This window comes from Xanthomonas cannabis pv. cannabis (assembly GCF_000802365.1).
Lineage (GTDB): Bacteria > Pseudomonadota > Gammaproteobacteria > Xanthomonadales > Xanthomonadaceae > Xanthomonas > Xanthomonas cannabis.
In genome coordinates this window covers 1-17,759 of sequence record NZ_JSZE01000124.1, presented here as the reverse complement: position 1 = coordinate 17,759, position 17,759 = coordinate 1, and the positions used below count along the sequence as shown (strand labels likewise).

Genomic DNA, 17,759 nt, shown 5'->3' with positions numbered 1-17,759 from the left:
GGATTCGGGATTCGGAGGTCGGAGGTCGGAGGTCGGAGGTCGGGAATCTATGACTCTCGACTTCATTGCAGACCGTTATGTGGCCGGCAATGCGGTCGGCGGCCTGCGCAGGCGATGCCGATCCGGCACAAGCGGGAGACTGCAGCGGGGACCACTGGCCGTTCGCTTCGGCTGACTGACCAGGCGAGCAGAAACAACTCAGAGCCAACGCGGCTGCGATGGTCGCCTGATTGCGAATGCATGCAGGGATTGAGCGTGCGGCGGGTTGGCGCGCCGGTTGGTCGCGATGACCGATCCAGCCAGCCGTTGCGCGTACCCCGCGCTTGGTCGTGCGGGGTGCGCGAGCCGGTCTCAGCGCAGGGCAGGATTCAGTGTGTAGGTGCCATGCAGCGCGGCTTCGGCAAGTACGTGACCCTGGATGGCCGACAGCACGTCGGCGGCCGTGAAGGGCTCGGGCAGGCTGAGCTTGGCCACGTCCAGCGCGAACACGCGGAAGAAATAGCGGTGCACGCGCAGGTCGTTGAACGGCGGGTACGGGCCGTCGTAGCCCAGATAATTGCCGGCCATGTCGGGGTTGCCGGCAAACCACTGCGTGTATGAATTCAGGCCCTGGCGCGCACCGGCCGGGCCGGCCGGCTGCTGCTTGCCCTTGGCCACGAAGCCATCGCTGCAGCTGCCTGCCGCAATTGCATGCACGTCGGCGGGGATATCAGCCATGGCCCAATGCACAAAATCGGTGCGTGGCTGTTCCACCGGGATTTGGATATCGTCGCGGCCGACGGTCTCCGGCACGGTGGGCACATCCGGGTCCAGGCACAGCAGCGCGAACGACTGCGTGCCGGCCGGCACCTCGCTCCAGGCAAGCTGCGGGTTACGGTTGGGTGCAAAGCCGTCCGGGGTGCCGGCGGCGAATTCCACCGCAATGGGCTTGCCGTTTTCGATGCTGGTGCTGGTCAGACGCATGCAAAGTCTCCGTGGATCCAAGCACCCAGCCTGCCTGGATTGGCACCGCAACGGAAGCCGTCGCAGTGGAACCTTGTGTGGCACAGCAGGCGCGTTTGGTGTGCGCGTGTTGTCAGCCAATTCAGCGTGCGGCAGAGCGCAGCGAGAGTGGAGCGCGCGATGCGCCAACCAAGGCGAACAACACGCCAAACAGCAAGCTGCACTATCCCCGAGCACGGATCGCAGGCATCGTTGAACGCCATCGGTGCCCATGCGTGCCGCGCCGTCCGGGTCTCTGGATCTCCGTAGGAGCGGGCCTGGCCGCGACGGGCGTCACCGGTATCGGTAACGCCTCGTCGCGGCCGGGTCCGCTCCTACAACAGCCTTGGGCATCGGGGATCTCCGGGCACAGGTCGCAGGCATCGTTGAACGCCATCGGTGTCCATGCGTGCCGCGCCGTCCGGGTCTCTGGATCTCCGTAGGAGCGGACCTGGCCGCGACGGGCTTCACCGGTATCGGTAACGCCTCGTCGCGGCCGGGTCCGCTCCTACAACAGCCTTAGGCATCGGGGATCTCCGGGCACGGGTCGCAGGCATCGTTGAACGCCATCGGTGTCCACGCGTGCCGCGTTGTCCGGGTCTCTGGGTCTCCGTAGGAGCGGACCTGGCCGCGATGGGCGTCACCGGTACCGGTAACGCCTTGTCGCGGCCGGGTCCGCTCCTACGACGGCGTCGCGCTTGCGGGATATGCGGCAGGCCGCGCGTCAGTCCTGCGGATATCCGAAGCGCACCGCGATCAAAGTGAGCAGGTCGAACTGGGCGCCGAGCACGCTGCGGTAGTTGCGCCAGCGGCCGGAGGCCAGGCGGGCGGGGCCGCGTGGTTCGACCAGCGGGAAGCGCAGCCCGAAGGCCTGCTCGAGCGCGTCGGAAATCCCCTGCGGGTCGCTTTCGATGCCGTCGAGCCGGATGATCCGGTGCGGGTAGAGATCGCGCTCGTGCAACACCGCCAGTTGTTCCAGCGCGGCCAGCAACCAGTCGGTGGCCTGCTGCGGCGACTGCAGCGCCAGCGGTGCCGGCGCGCCGGCCGAGAGCCAGTCCAGCAGCATGTCGCGCGGGTCGCGCAGCGCGATCGCCAGCCGGCCCTCGGGCAGGTGCGGGCGCAGCGCAGTGAGCAGGGTGTTGTCCCACCACAGCAGCCAGTCGATGACGTTGCCGTCGTCGATGCCGCGACGCGGCAGCTGCGCTTTCCAGCCTTCCACCAGCGCCATCGGCGCCAGCTCGCCGGACGCCAGTTGCTCGACCGTGCGGTAGCTCTGCAGCGCATCGGACGGCGGAGTGGTGCCGTAGCGATCGCCGCGCACCAGCGGAGTGGCTGCGTCCATCACCGCGATCAGGCGTTCGACATGCGAGCCGGGCGTGCCCCAGACGAACAGCGGGCGCGCGGTGACGCTGTCCGGAATGCTGCCCAGCGCCGGCCATTGCATCGGCTGCCTGGCGGCCTGCGGCGGCAACGGCAGCCGGTGCTGGGCCTGTTCGCGATGGAACTGCATCCAGGTGGCCAGCGCGGCGTCGGGCTGACCGGCGCGGTCCTGCACATTGCCCAGCCACGGCCGCAGCACGGTCTGCTGTGGCGGCGGCAACGACTCGATCAGCGATTCGACGCAGGCGATCGCCGCTGGCGGGTCGCGTTCCAGCAAGGCCTCGACAATGCGCTGCTCGCCGCTGATGCGGCCCGGTTCCACCGCCACGATCTGGCGCGCCACCATTTCCGCTTCGTCGGCATGACCCTGCATGTCGTGCACGCGCATCAGCGCTTCCAGTGCCGGCAGGTGCTCGGGCATGGCCAGCAGCCAGCGCTCGATCACCGCCTGTGCCTGCGGCCCGCCGACCGGCTCCACCGCCAGGCGCGCCAGCCACAGGTCGTGCGCCGTGGCCGAGGTGGCCAGCGCCGCGTCCAGCGTGTCGCGCGCATCGTCCGTCGCGCCCAGCCGTTCCCAGGCGGTGAGCAGCGCGTGCAAGGTGCGGCGGTCGGCCGGCCAGTGGGCCAGCGCCAGGCGCAGGTGCGCCACGGCCTGGTCGGGGCGGCCGGCCTGCAATTCCATCTCGCCCGCCAGCCGGCGCATGGCCGGCAGGTCGCCATCGGGTTGCGCCAGCACGGCCTGCATCGCGGTCAACGCATCGTCCAGACGACCCTGGCGCTGGGCCAGCTGGGCGATGAAGGCGCGCAGCGCGGTGCCGGGGGGATTGAGTTCGACCACGCGCTCGAAGGCGCGCTCGGCAAATGCAAAATGCTCCTTCTGCAGATATGCAAAGCCCAGCGCGAACATCACCCGCGGGTCGTCCGGCAGTTGTTCGGCGGCGCGGGTCAGCAGCGCCAGCGCGCGGTCGCTCTGGCCGCGGCGCATCTCCACCACGCCATCGACCGCGAGCAGCTGCGGATGCTCCGGCGCCAATCGCGCGGCAGTGCGGCTGAGCCGCTCGGCCTCGTCCAGATCGTCGCGTGCCACGGCCAGGTGCGCCTGCATCACGTAAGCGTTGAACTGGTTCGGGTCCAGCGCGGTGCTGCGCGACAAGGCGGCGTCGGCGGCGGACAGGTCGCGTGCCGCCAGCAGCAGGCCGGCGCGCAGCAGGTGCAGGTCGGCGTCTTCCGGTGTGAGGGCCAACGCGGTGTCGATGCTGGTCAGCGCCAGTGCCGGCTGCCCCTGCTGCTGCAGGGCCAGCCCGAGCCAGCGGTGTGCGGCGGCGCTGTCGGGCGCGCTGATCGCCCACTCGCGGGCCAGCGCCACCGCATCGTCGGCCGCATTGCGGCGCAGGGCTTGAAGAATGGCGTCTTGCATGGCGGCGGGGTGTCCAGGACAAACCGCTATTGTAACGATGCGCGCTGCGACGCCGACCTACCTGGCAGCGGCCAGCCGCTCGGCCACCCAACGTTCGGCGAAGCCGTCGCCGCGGGCATTTTCCAGAAACCCGCAATGCCCACCCCAGCGCGCGATTTCCAGGTGCGCATGCTCGGGCAACTGCCAGCCGGCGAAATCCTCGAACGGAATCACCGGGTCGTCTTCGGCCATCAGGATGTCCGAGGGCACCTGCAGGCCGGCCAGGCGCGCGCCGGCAATCGAATAGCTGTTGAAATACGCTTCCAGCGACCCGTGGCCGGTGTGCTGCACGGCCAGCCAGGCCATCAGCTCGCGCATGTCCAATGCCAGGGTGGCATCGTCGTAGCCGTGCTGGTCCGGAAACAGCTTGCGCTTGCGCAGCAGCGATTCGCGCCATTTGCGGCGGAAATACCAGTCGTAGAACTGCGGGCCCTTTTCCAGCTGGGTCATGGTGGCCGCTGGGTCCAGCAACGGGCACACCGCCGCCACGCGTGCCAGCGGCAGGCCGGCGGCCGGTGCGCGCAAGGCCAGCCGCAGCGCGAAATTGCCGCCCAGCGAATACCCGGCCGCCAGCAGCTGCGGCGCAGGAAAGCGCCGCCACAGATCGCCCGCAGCGTTGACCACCTCGTCGATGCGATCGGAGTGGAACAGGTCCACGTTGAGGTGATGGGTGCCGCCGTGGTCGCGGAAATTCAGCCGGAACACCTGGTAGCCCAGGCCGAGCAAACGCGCGGCGGTCAGCCGCATGTAATTGGAATCGGCGCTGCCTTCCCAGCCGTGCAGCAGCAGCACGGTGCCGCGCACCGGCGCATCGCCGGGCGGCACGCTCATCCAGCCCTGCAGGCGCACGCCGTCGCCGCCATCGAGAATATGTTCGCGGGTGACTGCGCCGCTAGCGCTGAGCAGCTGACGGCTGCGCAGGCGACGCAAGGCGCTACTGCCCAGCACCGACTGCACGTGCGGGTTACGCAGCCAGCGCGGCGGCTGGAAGTCGGAGGCGTTCATGCGCGCAGCGGGCCCGGCAGCAGGACGCTGGCCGCAAGGAAGATACGCGCGTGCATGGTCGGCTCAGGACTCCATCGCGGCGATGATGCGTTGCCGCGAGGTATCGGCCAGGCGACGACGTCCTTCGAGATCGAATGCGGCGATCGGCTCAAGGAAATGCACCTCGGCCAGCCGCGGCGGCTCGCCGAGCAGGCGCACGATATTGGCGAAGAAACTCTCGCGCTCACCGAAGGCCACCACCGCCTGCGCGCTGCCGCGCACGCCGTAGCGCAGCGCCACCGGCTGCACCGGCACGCCGGCCTCCACCGCTGCCTGAAAGATGCGCGCGTGGAACGGGCCGACTTCGGTGCCGCCGCGGGTGCGCCCTTCCGGGAACACGCCCACCGGCTTGCCGCTGCGCAGGCGCTGCAGCATTTCCAGCAGCACCCCGCCCAGCGATTCGGTATTGCCGCGCTGATGGAAGATGGTCTGGCCCTTGGTCGCCAGCCAGCCCACCAGCGGCCAGCCGGCGATTTCGCGCTTGGCTACAAAGCCCATCACGCGCTGGCTGTGCAGCATCGAGATGTCGACCCAGCTGACGTGGTTGGCCACGAACAGGGTCGCGCCGGACAGCGGCGTGCCGAAGCGGCGCAACCGGAAGCCGAAGATGCGCATCAGGTTGCCCTGCCACCAGCGGATCATCCGCTCGTCCAGGGTGTCTGCAGGGCCGGTGCGGATGCGCGCCAGCGGCGGGGCCACCACGCACAGCATGGTGATCGGCAGGCCGATGCACAGGTGCAGCAGCAGCAACGGCACCCGATACAGGTACCGGAACCAACGCGACGCGCCGCCAGCCTCGCGCGTGGCGTCCAGGGATGACTCGCTCATTCGACCAACGGGACCGGTGACAGGGAAAGGGAGCACGACGATTGTGACAGCAGCCTGGGCGCGGCGCAGCGCCGGCAGCGGATGGCGCTGTTCCACCCATGCCGTTGCCGGGCGTGCTCAGCCATTGCTGCGTGCCACCACGGCCAGGGTCAGGCGCGACACGCAGACCCGCTTGCCGACCGGGTTCTCGATGACGATGTCCCAGACCTGGGTGCTGCGCCCCACATGCACTGCGCGCGCGGTGCCGGTAACCAGGCCGTCGGTGGCCGCGCGCAGATGGTTGGCGTTGATTTCCAGCCCCACGCACATCTGCGTGGTCATATCCACGCACAGATTGCCGGCGCTGCTGCCCAGGGTTTCGGCCAGCACCACCGATGCGCCGCCGTGCAGCAGGCCGTAGGGCTGCCTGGTGCGCGTGTCCACCGGCATGGTGGCGCGCAACCAAGCGTCACCGGCCTCGGTGAACACGATGCCGAGATGGTCGATCAGGGTGTTTTTGCTGGAGGCGTTGAGGGCAACGAGGTCGACGGGAGCGCGGAAGGTCATGGGCAGGGAATCGGGAATCGGGAATCGGGAATCGGGAATCGGGAATCGGGACAGCATCGGCGGCGCTGGGGTCTGATGCAACTGCCTTTCGGCTATCTGCGGGCCGAATTGCGCCAGCGACTTTCAGCGGGTTGGCGACGCGCCGCGGCCTATTTTCGCGCAACGTGCCATTGCAGCGGCGCGACATGGCACTCCGCCACGCGCCGTCTGCACGCCGGCCCAGGCCAGCACGCCGCAGCGATCAGAGAATCGGCACCAGGCCTGCACCGAACGCGGTCAGCATGCGTACCAGCAGCCATTTCGGCCCGACGTTGACCTCGGGGAAATCGCCCACCGCCACATAGCACTGCCGGAACTGCGGGTCCTGTCGCTTGAGCGGGAACGGGCAGCCCGGGCCGGGCTGGAACTCGTAGTTGGTCGCATAGCGCCAGGGCCAGAAATCCAGCACCGGCAAGGCTTCCGACACCTTGCCCACGCTGTAGTTCAATCCGCTGAACAGTGGCGGTTTTTCGCGCGGAGCCACCGTCCAGGCATTCTCCGGGCTCATGTCGCGCTCGATGCTGGCCGCCAGCGCCTGCGCAAAGCCCACATCGTCGATGACGACCGCGGCCTCGGTGTTGTAGTTCTCGCTGCGCGGATCGAAGTTGTGCGTGCCGATCACCCCGATGCGGCGGTCCACCACCAGCGATTTGGCGTGCAGCCCCATGCGCGCACCGGCGCGGGTCACCGGCAGCGGTTTGTTGACCGCGCGCGTGCCCAGGAACGAAGGCCGCGTTTCGGTGCGCAACACGCGGCGATCGACTTCGCTGCCGCCGGGTGCACGGCCGCCGCCACTGCTGCCGCGAATCACGCTTCCGGCACTTGTGCGCCCGTCCCCGCCGCTGCTGCCCCGCATCGCATTGCCGGCCGCGCTGCCGCCGATCAACCGGTTGTCGCGGCTGTCCTCGTTGACCTCGGAAGCGGGGTTGAGCGGATCCGGCACCAGGTTGGCGTAGTCCACCGGCGCATCCAGCGGGAACGGCTTGAACTCGTACACGTTGAAGCCCAGCTCGCGCAGGTTGCGCCGTTTGAACTTGTACGAGAGCGCGTACACGATGGGGTTGTCGGTGGCGGCCAGGCTATTGCTCGACACCACGACGCGCGGCGGCTGCGGGCGTTTGCGCAGATCGCGGAAGATGGCCTGGGCCTCGTCGGACAACACCAGGTACGGGGTCTGCAGCAGTACTTCCTGCTGCGCATTGGCGATCAGGCCATCGAGTTCCGGCGCGGTGGACACCGCCTTTGCGCCATGTTCCTTGCGGTGCTTTTGCGGCAGGTCGGCCACGTACAGCACGCGCTGCACCGGCATGGCCGGAGTCACGAAGGCGTCGCGTATGAACTGCGCGTCGTCTGCCTCGCGATCGACCCGCGCCACCCGCTCCGGGCGCCGGAACTGTGCCGGCGGCATCTGCGGGGCGCCCTGCTCCAGCAACAGCCGGCCTACATCATTCAGGCGCTCGGCCGGAATGCTGCGCCGCGCGCGCCAGAACGCATCGAAATTGGCCGCCATCGCACGCACTTCCGGCCCGGCCAGAATCACGTCGCGGTCGCGGAAGTTGTACTCGCTGTCCCAGTCGTAATAGTCATCCTGGTAATTGCGCCCGCCGACCACGCCGAGCACGTCGTCCACCACCAGCAGCTTGTTGTGCATGCGCTGGTTGAAGCGACGGAAACAGCACAGCACGCTGCCTGCATAGTCAAAGTAGTTGAGTTTGACCTTGCCGAAGGTGGGGTTGTAGATGCGTAGTTGCAGGTTGTCGTGGCTGCTGGCGAGTGCGCCCAGGATCTGCAGATCGGCGATCGCCGACAGCTGGTCGATCAGGATGCGCACCTTGACCCCGCGGCGGGCGGCGTCGGTCAGCGCGTCCAGCACCATGCGCGCGCTGTCGTCCTTGTCGAAGATATAGGTCTGCAGGTCGATGCTGCGGGTGGCGCTGCGGATCAGGTTGAGCCGCGCCACCAGCGATTCCTCGCCGTGGTCGAGGATGGTGGCGTAATGCCGTGGCGCGGCCGGCGTGGAGGCAGTGATGGCCTGCCCACCCAGCGCGCGCAAGGGCGAAGGCTGGGCGCAACGGTTGGCCTGGGTGCAGTCCACCACCGTGCTGCGCGCGGCAGCGGCCACACCGGCCGCGCGGTTGCGTTCGATTTGCGACAGGCCGGCGCATCCGGTGCCGAGCAACAGGGTTGCCAGCACCAGGACCCTCAACAGGAATCTCACGGGCGCCGCGCCTCCTGCAGCCGCCCACGCAGAATGAACGTCACCCTGTCGCCCAGGGCCATCTGCCACGCATTCATTCCGTAACGTCCACGCAGGACCGTACCTCGGCTGATCACGTCGCAATCATAGCCCGGCCGTGCGCATTCAGCTGGCGCCACATGCAGGGTCTCGATGTGGGTGATTCCGCGAATGGTCAGGTTGCCGGTGATGTCGCCGCCCTGGTTGACCACCTCCTCGGCATAGGGGAGCGACTCGAATTCCACCACCGGGTAACGCGCCACGTTGAAGAAATCCTCGCCGCGCATCCAGCTGGTGTAGCGGTCCTTGCCGGGAATCTCCACCTGGGTGGCGTCCAGGCGGAAGCGCACTTGCATGCGCCGGTCCGGCAATTCCACCAGCTCACCGCGAAAACGCGGGAAGAACCCCTCCATCTTCATCCCGAAGCGGGTCTTGATCTCGAACCCAAAGCGCGACTGCGCCGGGTCGATGGTGTGCACCCTCTGCTGTGCGAGGCAGGGCAGCGCGACCCAGAGCGCGAGCCAGGCGAACCAGCGCAGCGACGATGTCACGGATCAAGGCCACCAGAAGGCGGTCAGGCGGGCGATGCCCGGCTCGATGGTGGCATCCAGCGGCAGGGCCAGCAGGGCGATCGAGGCGGTCGGCATGCCGCGGTAATCGCCGGTCTGCCCGCTGTGCATCAGCGCGGCCAACCGCTCCAGGCCCGGGTTGTGGCCCACCAGCAGCAGCCGCTCGGCCTCGCGATGTTCGTCCACCAGGCTGGCCAGGGTGCCGGGCGTGGCCTCGTAGATGCGTTCGTCCAGCCGCTGTTCGATATAGCCGGTGAGCTCGAGGACCGCTTCCAGGGTCTCGCGGGCACGCCGCGCCGGCGAACACAGCACCCGGTCGGGCACCAGACGCTGCTCGCGCAGCCAGCGCCCGGCCGATTCGGCCTCGGCGATGCCGTGCGGCGACAACGGGCGGTCGAAATCGGCCTGGCCGGTGTCGGCCGGTTCGGCGTGGGCGTGTCGCAACAAGATCAATTCGCGCATGGGAACTTTCCGGTTAGGACTTCTTGAGCCACTTCAACAGCGGCTCCCAGTCCTGTTGATGGTCGCGCACCTGCGCCGAGCGGTAATCGAACAAGCTGCGCCCCAGCCCGGCCATGACCACGTAGGCCTGGGTGTCGCGCAATTGGGTCACCAGCGGATAGGGCCAGGTGCCGATCATCTCGGCGGCCTGCTGCGAGGTCTGGGTCCACGGACGTGCGCGGTTGAGCACCAGGCCCACCGGCAGCTTGCGCTGGTGCACGCGCGGCACCTTGGCGAGCGTATTGAGGAAGCCCACCACCGCTTCGATGTCCAGCGCCGAGGACAGCACCGGCACCACGATGGCGTCGACATGGTCCAGGAAACCGCTCAAATCGTCGGCCATGGCGCCGGCCGGGGCATCGATGATCAGCTGGTCGGTGCCATCGGGCACCGCGGCCTGCCAGTTGCGGCGCTTGGTGGCATCGATCGGCAGCACCGCACTTTCGAGGCTGGCGCGACGCTGCGCCCAGCGGGTGGACGAGCCTTGCGGATCGGCATCTGCCAGCACGGTGCGCTGGCCCTGCAACGCCGCGTGTGCGGCCAGATTGGTGGCGATCGTGGTCTTGCCGACGCCGCCTTTGGAGGCGGCCACCAGGACTGTCTTCATGCACGCCTCGCTTCCGGGAGCAAGCCGGCAGCGTACACCGCAGCTGGGTGAGGAAGTAGTCGAAAGGCGTTAAACGTCGAACGGCGGAGGGTGTCGCAACGCAGCATCGCTTCCCCAGCACCTAGCTGCCGGAGGCATACGAAAGCCGGCGGGGTTATCGGAATTACTGGATCGCTGCGCTGGGCTGCCATTGCGCAGGTGGCTGCGTTGCAAGGCCTTGACGCTGCGCCCGCGCGCGCAGCGCCGGCACTTCGCCTTGCGTCAGGAGGGTGTCCAGATCGATGGCTTGGTCGGTGGCCGTGGGCGCGCGGCGTTGGTATTGCTGCTGCAGCCACTCCAGCTCTCGCAGCCGCGCCTGCCAGCGCGTGGCGTCGGCACCACTGCTCAATGCGGCCATGCGCTTGGCCCCGACCATGGCCGTCAGCACGGTGGACTCGTCATTGGCCACGCTGTTGAACACTGCCATGCATTCGTCGCGCAATGCGGGCGTAGCGACATTGGAAGTGCAGCGGCGCACCAAATCGCCTAACGCGGGGAGTGCATGTGCAGACCAGGCGCCCATCACGAACATCGCGGCCATGCCCGCGCCAGTGGAAGGCAGGCCTTGCGCGTCGAGTTGCGCGCGCAAGCTGACCGAGGTCAGCGATGGCCATTGCACGCCGTCGTAGGTGGCATGCAGGGCGTTGCCAAGTTCCAGCGCGCCGCTGTCGAAATGATCCGCCTGCACCGCCGCCTGCCAGGCGCGTTCGGCACCCGGCCTATCGCTGCGCCGCTGCGCAGCGGCGTAGGCACGCAAGTGCACATCCGCATTGCCGGCATCGGCCTGCTCCAGGAAGGCAAGCGCTGCGTCTGGATCGCAGCGCAATCCAGGCGCGCAGCCGGCTGCTTCCATCCGCGCCACCATCGGGTCGCGCGGCCGCGCGTCCAGGGCGCGCTGCAGCCAGACGCGCTGGATCGGCGCGTAGCCGCCCTCTGCGGCGGGCGCGGTGTCGTCGTACTCGGAATCGGCCCACAACAGACCGGCCAGATACAGCTGCCTGGGTTCACCGCTGTCCGCCATGCTGCGCAGGCGTGCCTGCATGGTCTGGCCGACCTGCTGCGCCCATTGCTCCACGACAGGGTCATTTGCCGGAGCCGATAAATTGGAGGACGGCACCGAGGCGGCATGTGCCACGCAGACGCTACCAATCCAAAGCAGCGTACTGCCGATCACGCGATATCCGTACATGTGCTGCTCCTGTCCATGTGCTGGTGCACGTTGTCGAGGATCAGCATTTCATAAGGGTTACGGGCCATCAAGCCACCAGCTGCGCCAGCAGCCAGGCCCACGCGGGCAGCGTGAGCAACGACAGCAGGATGCTGTAGCCCACCATCGCCGCCGCCAGCCTGGGGGCCAGCCGATGCGAGATGGCCAACGCGGCGGCGGTGATCATGGTGGGCATGGCCGATTCGAGCACATTGGTCTGCAGCAGCAGGCCGCGCAGGCCAAGCGCCCAGGACAACGGCAGCGCCAGGACCGGCATCACCGCCAGCTTGAACACCAGGCCGACCGCCAGCGGCTTGAGCTCGTCGGCAGGCAGACGCAACTGCAGCGAGAAGCCGACCGCCAGCATGACCAGCGGCAGCATGGCGTCGGCCAGGCTCTTGAGCCCGGAGCCGATCCAGGCCGGCGGCTGCTCGGGCATCAACGTCAGCGCGAACAGCAGCGCCCACAGCGGCGGGAACTTCAACACCCGGGTCAGGATGGTCCTGGCGGTCGGCGGGGTGTCGCCGCTGTAGCGCGCCAGCACGTACAGCCCGAAGGTGGACAGCAGCACGAAGGTGCCGAACTGGTCGTAGACCACTGCATACGGCAAGGCCCGATCGCCAAGCAATGCGCGCACCATCGGAAACCCGATGAAACTGGAGTTGGTGAACACCACGCACATCAGCAGCGCGGCGTAGTCGGCACGGCCCAGTCGCAGCAGGCGGCTGCAAGCCCACAGCAGCGGCACGATGATCGCGGTGAGCAGCCACGGCGTGGCGATCACCCCGCCCAGCGAGGCGTCCAGGTGCAGGCGCGGCACGTAGGTCAGCACCGAGGCGGGCAGGCAGATGTACAACACCACGCGATTGAGCACGTCGGCGCTGTTGTCGGGCAGCACCCGCAGACGGGCGAACAGCAAGCCAAGGCCCAGCATCGCCAGGATCAACGCAAAGGCATCCACCGCCATGCGGGGTCAGGTCCATTGGAAACAGAGGCACAGGATCGCATGACGCAGCGCGGGCGTCGGCAGAACGCTGGCGTGGGGCGCGCTGACGCGAGGCGCGGCATGCAATTCGGTCATCTGGTCTATCCCGAAGTCGGCATCCCGCATGAGCGCTTAGGTGACGTACCTGCGGCGTGTTCCGCGAGGTGGGCGGGTAAGAGAAGTGCAGCAATGCCGCAACGTCGAGGGCGCGGTGCCCTCACCGCTCGCGGGACACGCCGCAAGGAAGACACCGCGTCGCCAGCTTGCTAGTCGCTATTGAGATCCTTGCAGACCGACCATCTCGACTGGTCCTTGCCCGCCCACCGTCGCGGGACCTTGAGCGGCATGGATGCCGCGCCAAAGCCGACATGGACGTACTTGCAGCGTGTCCTGCGATGGTGGGCGGGCAAGGGCCCTGCAGCAAATCGGCCCGGTGCACGGCCCGCTGCGCGACATTCCCGCAACAGGGCGAAGCGCTTACGGGAATGCGGGCGGGTTGGCCTGCCATGCCGCGAAGACCTCGGCCAGGCTGGCGCGCTCTGCCTCGCGCCAGTCCGGCAGCAGACTGGCGTAGCTGCCGGTACTGCTCCAGCGATCGGGCCAGGTGCGCACGGCGGCGGCATACCACTCGGTAGCCTCCTGCTTGCGCCCGGCGCGCCACAGGGCCAGCGCGGCCGTCACGGGCAGCCACTCCGGCGTGGCCGGGCGGCCATTGGCCAGGTTGGCCCACTGATGCAGCGCCTTGTCGGGCTTGTCGGCGCGCAGCAGGTCCCAGCCGTAATTCCAGGTAATCGCGCGGTATTGCTGGCTGCCGTTGGACACCAGTGCCAGCGCGCCCTGGTATAGCTCATCACCCAGTTGCGTGCGCCCGCCCGCATAGGCCAGCGAGGCCAGCTGGGCGCGCGGTTCGGCCGCGCGCGCGTCACGTTGCACCATCGCGGCCAGGCGGTCGACCACGGCATCGCCCTGCCCCTGCACCGCGACCACCGCCTTGGTGGTGCTGCGGTCTTCGTCGAAATAGAACTCCTTGGGCTTGGGCAGGCTCTGTGCCTGCGCCAACGACCACACGCCCCCGAGCAGGGCCAAGGTGGCCCATGCGTATTTCCTTTTCACTGTGTTTTCCCCTGACTGCAAACGACCCCTTCCCGTCCCCATCCTAACCGCAGCGCGACGGCTGCGCATCCGCATGCGAACGGGCGCGTGAAGGCTGACTGTTACACTTTGCGCCGCCGTTTTGGAATCCGTCGGGCGGATCATCTGGTTTCAGATGATCCGCACCGGGTCCCAGCCACCCTTTCCGGGCACGCCATGACCAGTACCGCTGCACTTTCTTCTCCCGACTCTGCCAACACGCCGGAGCTCGGCCGGGTGGATGCGGACTACACGCTGGACCACAAATACACGCGCACCGACGGGCGCATCTATCTGTCCGGCGTGCAGGCGCTGGTGCGGTTGCCGTTGCTGCAGCGCCTGCGCGACGAGGCTGCCGGCCTGAATACTGCCGGCTTCATCAGCGGCTACCGCGGCAGCCCGTTGGGCGGGCTGGACCTGGAGCTGTGGCGCGCGCGCAAGCATCTGGACGCGGCCCGGGTGACCTTCACCCCCGGCCTGAACGAGGACCTGGCCGCCACCATGGTGTGGGGCACCCAGCAGACCAACCTGTTCCCCGGCGCCAAGGTGCAGGGCGTCTACGGCATGTGGTACGGCAAGGGCCCGGGCGTGGACCGCAGCGGCGACGTGTTCAAGCACGGCAATGCGGCCGGCACCTCGCCCTTTGGCGGCGTGCTGGCGCTGGCCGCCGACGACCACGCCTGCCGCAGCTCGACCCTGCCGCATGGCTCGGAAGACGAGTTCGTCAGCGCAATGATGCCCATCCTCAACCCGGCCGGGGTGCAGGACATCCTGGACATGGGCCTGCTGGGCTGGGCGATGAGCCGCTACACCGGGCGCTGGATCGGCTTCAAGACGATTGCCGAAACGGTGGAATCGTCCGCCTCGGTGGACGTGGACCCATTCGCACGCACGATCGTGCTGCCGGAGGACTTTGCGCTGCCGCCGGGCGGGTTGAGCATCCGCTGGCCGGACCCGCCGGTGGATCAGGAAATGCGCCTGCATCGCTATGCGGTGGGCGCGGCGCAGGCCTTTGCACGGGCCAACCGGATCGACCGCATCGTGCTGGATTCGCCACGCGCGCGGCTGGGCATCGTGACCACCGGCAAGAGCTACCTGGACGTGCTGCAGGCGCTGGAATACCTGGGCCTGGATGCGCAGGCCTGCGCGCAGATCGGCATCCGCGTGTACAAGGTCGGCATGACCTGGCCGCTGGAGCCGGTGGGCATCAGCGCGTTTGCGCGCGGGCTCGAAGACATCGTGGTGGTGGAGGAGAAGAAGGCCTTCATCGAGCGCCAGATGAAGGAGCTGTTCTACAACTGGCCGGCCAGTGCGGGGGCGCGACCGAGCATCGTCGGCAAATACGACGAGCAGGGCGCGTGGATCCTGCCGTCCACTGGCGAGCTGACCCCGGCCACGATTGCCGCGGTGATCGGCAGGCGCATCCAGCGGTTCGGGTTGCCATCGGGCACATTCGCCGACGCGATCGAACAGCGGCTGCGCTGGATGGAGACCAAGGAAGCGGAGATGGCCTTGCCGCGCGCGCAATTCCCGCGCGTGCCGCATTACTGCTCCGGCTGCCCGCACAACACCTCCACCGTGGTGCCGGAAGGCTCACGCGCGCTCGGCGGCATCGGTTGCCACTACATGGTGACATGGATGAATCGCGCCACCGACACCTTCACCCACATGGGCGGCGAAGGCGTGACCTGGTCGGGGCAGGCGCCGTTCACCGACACCCCGCACGTGTTCCAGAACCTGGGCGATGGCACCTACTTCCACAGTGGCTCGCTGGCGATACGGCAGTCGGTGGCCACCGGCGTCAACATCACCTACAAGATCCTCTACAACGACGCGGTGGCCATGACCGGTGGCCAGCCGGTGGACGGCACGCTCACCGTGCCGGACATCGCGCATCAGCTACGCGCCGAAGGTATCCACGAGATCGCCATCGTCAGCGACGACATCGGCAAATGGACACGCCGACGCGACCTGTTTCCTGCCGAGGTTGCGTTTCACGATCGTGGCGAACTGGATGCGGTGCAGCAGCATCTGCGCACGGTCAAGGGCGTGTCGATCCTGATCTTCGACCAGACCTGCGCCACCGAAAAACGCCGCCGCCGCAAGCGCGGCAAGCTGATCGACCCGCCCAAGCGGGTCATGATCAATTCGCTGGTGTGCGAAGGCTGCGGCGATTGTGGCGAGAAGAGTTTTTGCGTGTCGGTGCTGCCGAAGGACACCGAATTTGGGCGCAAGCGCGAGATCGACCAGTCCAACTGCAACAAGGACTATTCCTGCGTGTCGGGTTTTTGCCCGAGCTTTGTCACCGTGCATGGCGGCGCGCCGCGCAAGGGCAAACAGCGCGACGCCAGTGCGCTGCTGGACAGCCTGCCCGCGCCACCACAACGCACCACGCTGGAGCGGCCCTGGAACATCCTGATCACCGGCGTTGGCGGTACCGGCGTGGTCACCATCGGCGCGCTGCTGGGCATGGCCGGGCACCTGGAGGGCAAGGGCGCCACGGTGCTGGACCAGACCGGCCTGGCGCAAAAGGGCGGCGCGGTCACCACGCATATCCGCATTGCACGCACTCCCGGCGACATCCACGCGGTGCGTATCGCTGCGGGCGAAGCCGACCTGGTGCTGGGCTGCGACATGGTGGTGGTCAACGACTATTGGGCGCTGTCCAAGGTGCGCGATGGGCGCACCCAGGTGGTGCTCAACACCTACGAAGCGATGCCGGGCAGCTTCACCACGCAGCCGGATCTGCAATTTCCGGCCGCCGAGATCATCGCCGGCGTGCGCACTGCGCTTGGCGGGCAGGAGCCGTTGTTGCTGGATGCCACGCAACTGGCCACCGCACTGCTGGGCGATGCGATCGCCAGCAATCTGTTCGTGCTGGGCTACGCCTGGCAACACGGGTTGGTGCCGTTGTCGCATGCGGCGCTGATGCGCGCGATAGAGCTCAATGGCGCGGCCGTTGCGATGAATCAGCAGGCCTTTGCGTGGGGCCGGCTGGCGGCGGTGGATCTGCCGGCCGTGCGTCGTGCAGCAGGCCTGGGCACCACGGACGCACCTGCGCACCTGCACGGCGACACGCCGGCCGCACGCGCACCGGGCAGCTGGGAAGAACACGATCTCAGCGGTGCCAGCGCACCGCGTGCATTGGCGCAGACCGATGGCAGCACGCTGCATGGCGGTGCCGATGCACCGGCACATCCGCTCGATGACGAACAGCTGGCGCAATCGCTGGACGAGGCCATCGCACGCCGCGTCGCATTCCTCACCGACTATCAGGACGCCGCCTATGCGCAGCGCTATCGCACATTGGTGGAACGCGTGCGCACGCACGAAACCCAACGCGCGCCGGGCAGCAGCGCCTTGACCGAAGCGGTGGCGCGCTACGCATTCAAGCTGATGGCCTACAAGGACGAGTACGAAGTGGCGCGCCTGTACACGCGCGGCGATTTCCAGCGCCGGTTGCAGCAACAGTTCGAAGGCGACTACACGCTGCGCTTCCACCTGGCGCCGCCGTTGCTGGCCAAGAAGGATGCCAACGGCAACCTGCTCAAGCGCGAATACGGGCCATGGATGTTCACCGCCTTCAAACTGCTGGCGAAGCTGAAATTCCTGCGCGGGGGCAAGCTCGACGTGTTCGGCTACACCGCCGAGCGACGTGGCGAGCGTCAGCTCATCACCGATTACATCGCCACCGTCGAGCGCCTGCTGGAGCGCCTGGATGCCGACAACGTAGGGCTGGCTGCGCAGATTGCCAGCATTCCCGAACACATCCGCGGCTACGGCCATATCAAGCACACGCACCTGCAGGAAGCCAAGGAACGCGAGGCGGCGCTATTGGCGCAGTGGCGTAACCCGAAGGCGCTACACGTAGTGCAGGCGGCCTGACGCAGCGTTAGGCAATCACTGCAGCGCGGACCGCTGCGGCCACGGAGCTAAAGGGATGTACTTGCAGCGTGTCCCGCAAGGGTGGGCGGGCAAGGGCCCTGCAGAAGGCGTAGACCATCCGCTCTGCGCCTGATCTGCCCGTAGCGAGCAACCAGGTTGAGACACCTGCAATGTGCGTATCGCGGGCGCTTGGCGATCTTCAAGCCTGGTCGAGGGCGCGGTGCCCTCACCGCTCGCGGGACACGCCGTGAATCCGTCCGTGGAGCAACTGTGTTGATCAGGATCTCGATCCGCGAGCTCTGATCGGTTTCCTTCAGGCGTGTTC

13 protein-coding genes are annotated in these 17,759 nt (G+C 67.7%); 1 reads left to right on the top strand and 12 read right to left on the bottom strand.

Going from position 1 to position 17,759, the window contains the following annotated elements:
• Positions 1-351 precede the first annotated feature (351 nt).
• From OZ10_RS17410 to OZ10_RS17355, 12 genes are all read right to left on the bottom strand, one after another.
• A complete protein-coding gene (locus tag OZ10_RS17410) occupies positions 352-963 on the bottom strand; it encodes a YbhB/YbcL family Raf kinase inhibitor-like protein (RefSeq protein ID WP_039566199.1) in 612 nt (203 codons plus the stop codon).
• 742 nt (positions 964-1,705) lie between these two features.
• Complete coding sequence (locus OZ10_RS17405) at positions 1,706-3,778, bottom strand: tetratricopeptide repeat protein (protein ID WP_039566197.1); 2,073 nt, start codon at positions 3,776-3,778, stop codon at positions 1,706-1,708.
• Positions 3,779-3,835: 57 nt separating this feature from the next.
• Positions 3,836-4,822: a YheT family hydrolase gene (locus tag OZ10_RS17400; RefSeq protein ID WP_039415099.1), complete on the bottom strand. Its 987-nt coding sequence runs from the start codon at positions 4,820-4,822 to the stop codon at positions 3,836-3,838.
• Between the two features lie 63 nt (positions 4,823-4,885).
• Positions 4,886-5,785, bottom strand: coding sequence for a lysophospholipid acyltransferase family protein (locus OZ10_RS17395; protein WP_202903035.1), 900 nt, complete (start codon positions 5,783-5,785; stop codon positions 4,886-4,888).
• 21 nt (positions 5,786-5,806) lie between these two features.
• Entirely contained in the window at positions 5,807-6,235 is a 429-nt protein-coding gene (locus OZ10_RS17390) for a hotdog fold thioesterase (RefSeq protein WP_039566196.1), read from the bottom strand.
• A 241-nt stretch (positions 6,236-6,476) separates the two neighbouring features.
• On the bottom strand, positions 6,477-8,492 hold the full coding sequence (locus OZ10_RS17385; protein ID WP_039566193.1) for a phospholipase D-like domain-containing protein: 2,016 nt from the start codon (positions 8,490-8,492) through the stop codon (positions 6,477-6,479).
• Entirely contained in the window at positions 8,489-9,061 is a 573-nt protein-coding gene (locus OZ10_RS17380; protein ID WP_039566190.1) for a YceI family protein, read from the bottom strand. The genes OZ10_RS17385 and OZ10_RS17380 overlap by 4 nt, the downstream gene beginning before the upstream one ends.
• Positions 9,062-9,064: 3 nt before the next feature.
• Positions 9,065-9,541: a SixA phosphatase family protein gene (locus tag OZ10_RS17375; protein ID WP_005992684.1), complete on the bottom strand. Its 477-nt coding sequence runs from the start codon at positions 9,539-9,541 to the stop codon at positions 9,065-9,067.
• Between the two features lie 13 nt (positions 9,542-9,554).
• Positions 9,555-10,187 carry a ParA family protein gene (locus tag OZ10_RS17370; protein WP_005992682.1) on the bottom strand — a complete coding sequence of 211 codons (633 nt, stop codon included), beginning with the start codon at positions 10,185-10,187 and terminating at the stop codon, positions 9,555-9,557.
• 163 nt (positions 10,188-10,350) lie between these two features.
• On the bottom strand, positions 10,351-11,415 hold the full coding sequence (locus OZ10_RS17365) for a hypothetical protein (RefSeq protein WP_039566187.1): 1,065 nt from the start codon (positions 11,413-11,415) through the stop codon (positions 10,351-10,353).
• A 67-nt stretch (positions 11,416-11,482) separates the two neighbouring features.
• Entirely contained in the window at positions 11,483-12,400 is a 918-nt protein-coding gene (locus tag OZ10_RS17360) for an AEC family transporter (protein ID WP_039414872.1), read from the bottom strand.
• A 495-nt stretch (positions 12,401-12,895) separates the two neighbouring features.
• Positions 12,896-13,531 carry a tetratricopeptide repeat protein gene (locus OZ10_RS17355; RefSeq protein WP_039414875.1) on the bottom strand — a complete coding sequence of 212 codons (636 nt, stop codon included), beginning with the start codon at positions 13,529-13,531 and terminating at the stop codon, positions 12,896-12,898.
• A gap of 195 nt (positions 13,532-13,726) precedes the next feature.
• On the opposite strand from OZ10_RS17355, the gene OZ10_RS17350 reads away from it, so the two are divergent.
• Complete coding sequence (locus OZ10_RS17350; protein ID WP_039414878.1) at positions 13,727-17,434, top strand: indolepyruvate ferredoxin oxidoreductase family protein; 3,708 nt, start codon at positions 13,727-13,729, stop codon at positions 17,432-17,434.
• Positions 17,435-17,759: the final 325 nt, after the last annotated feature.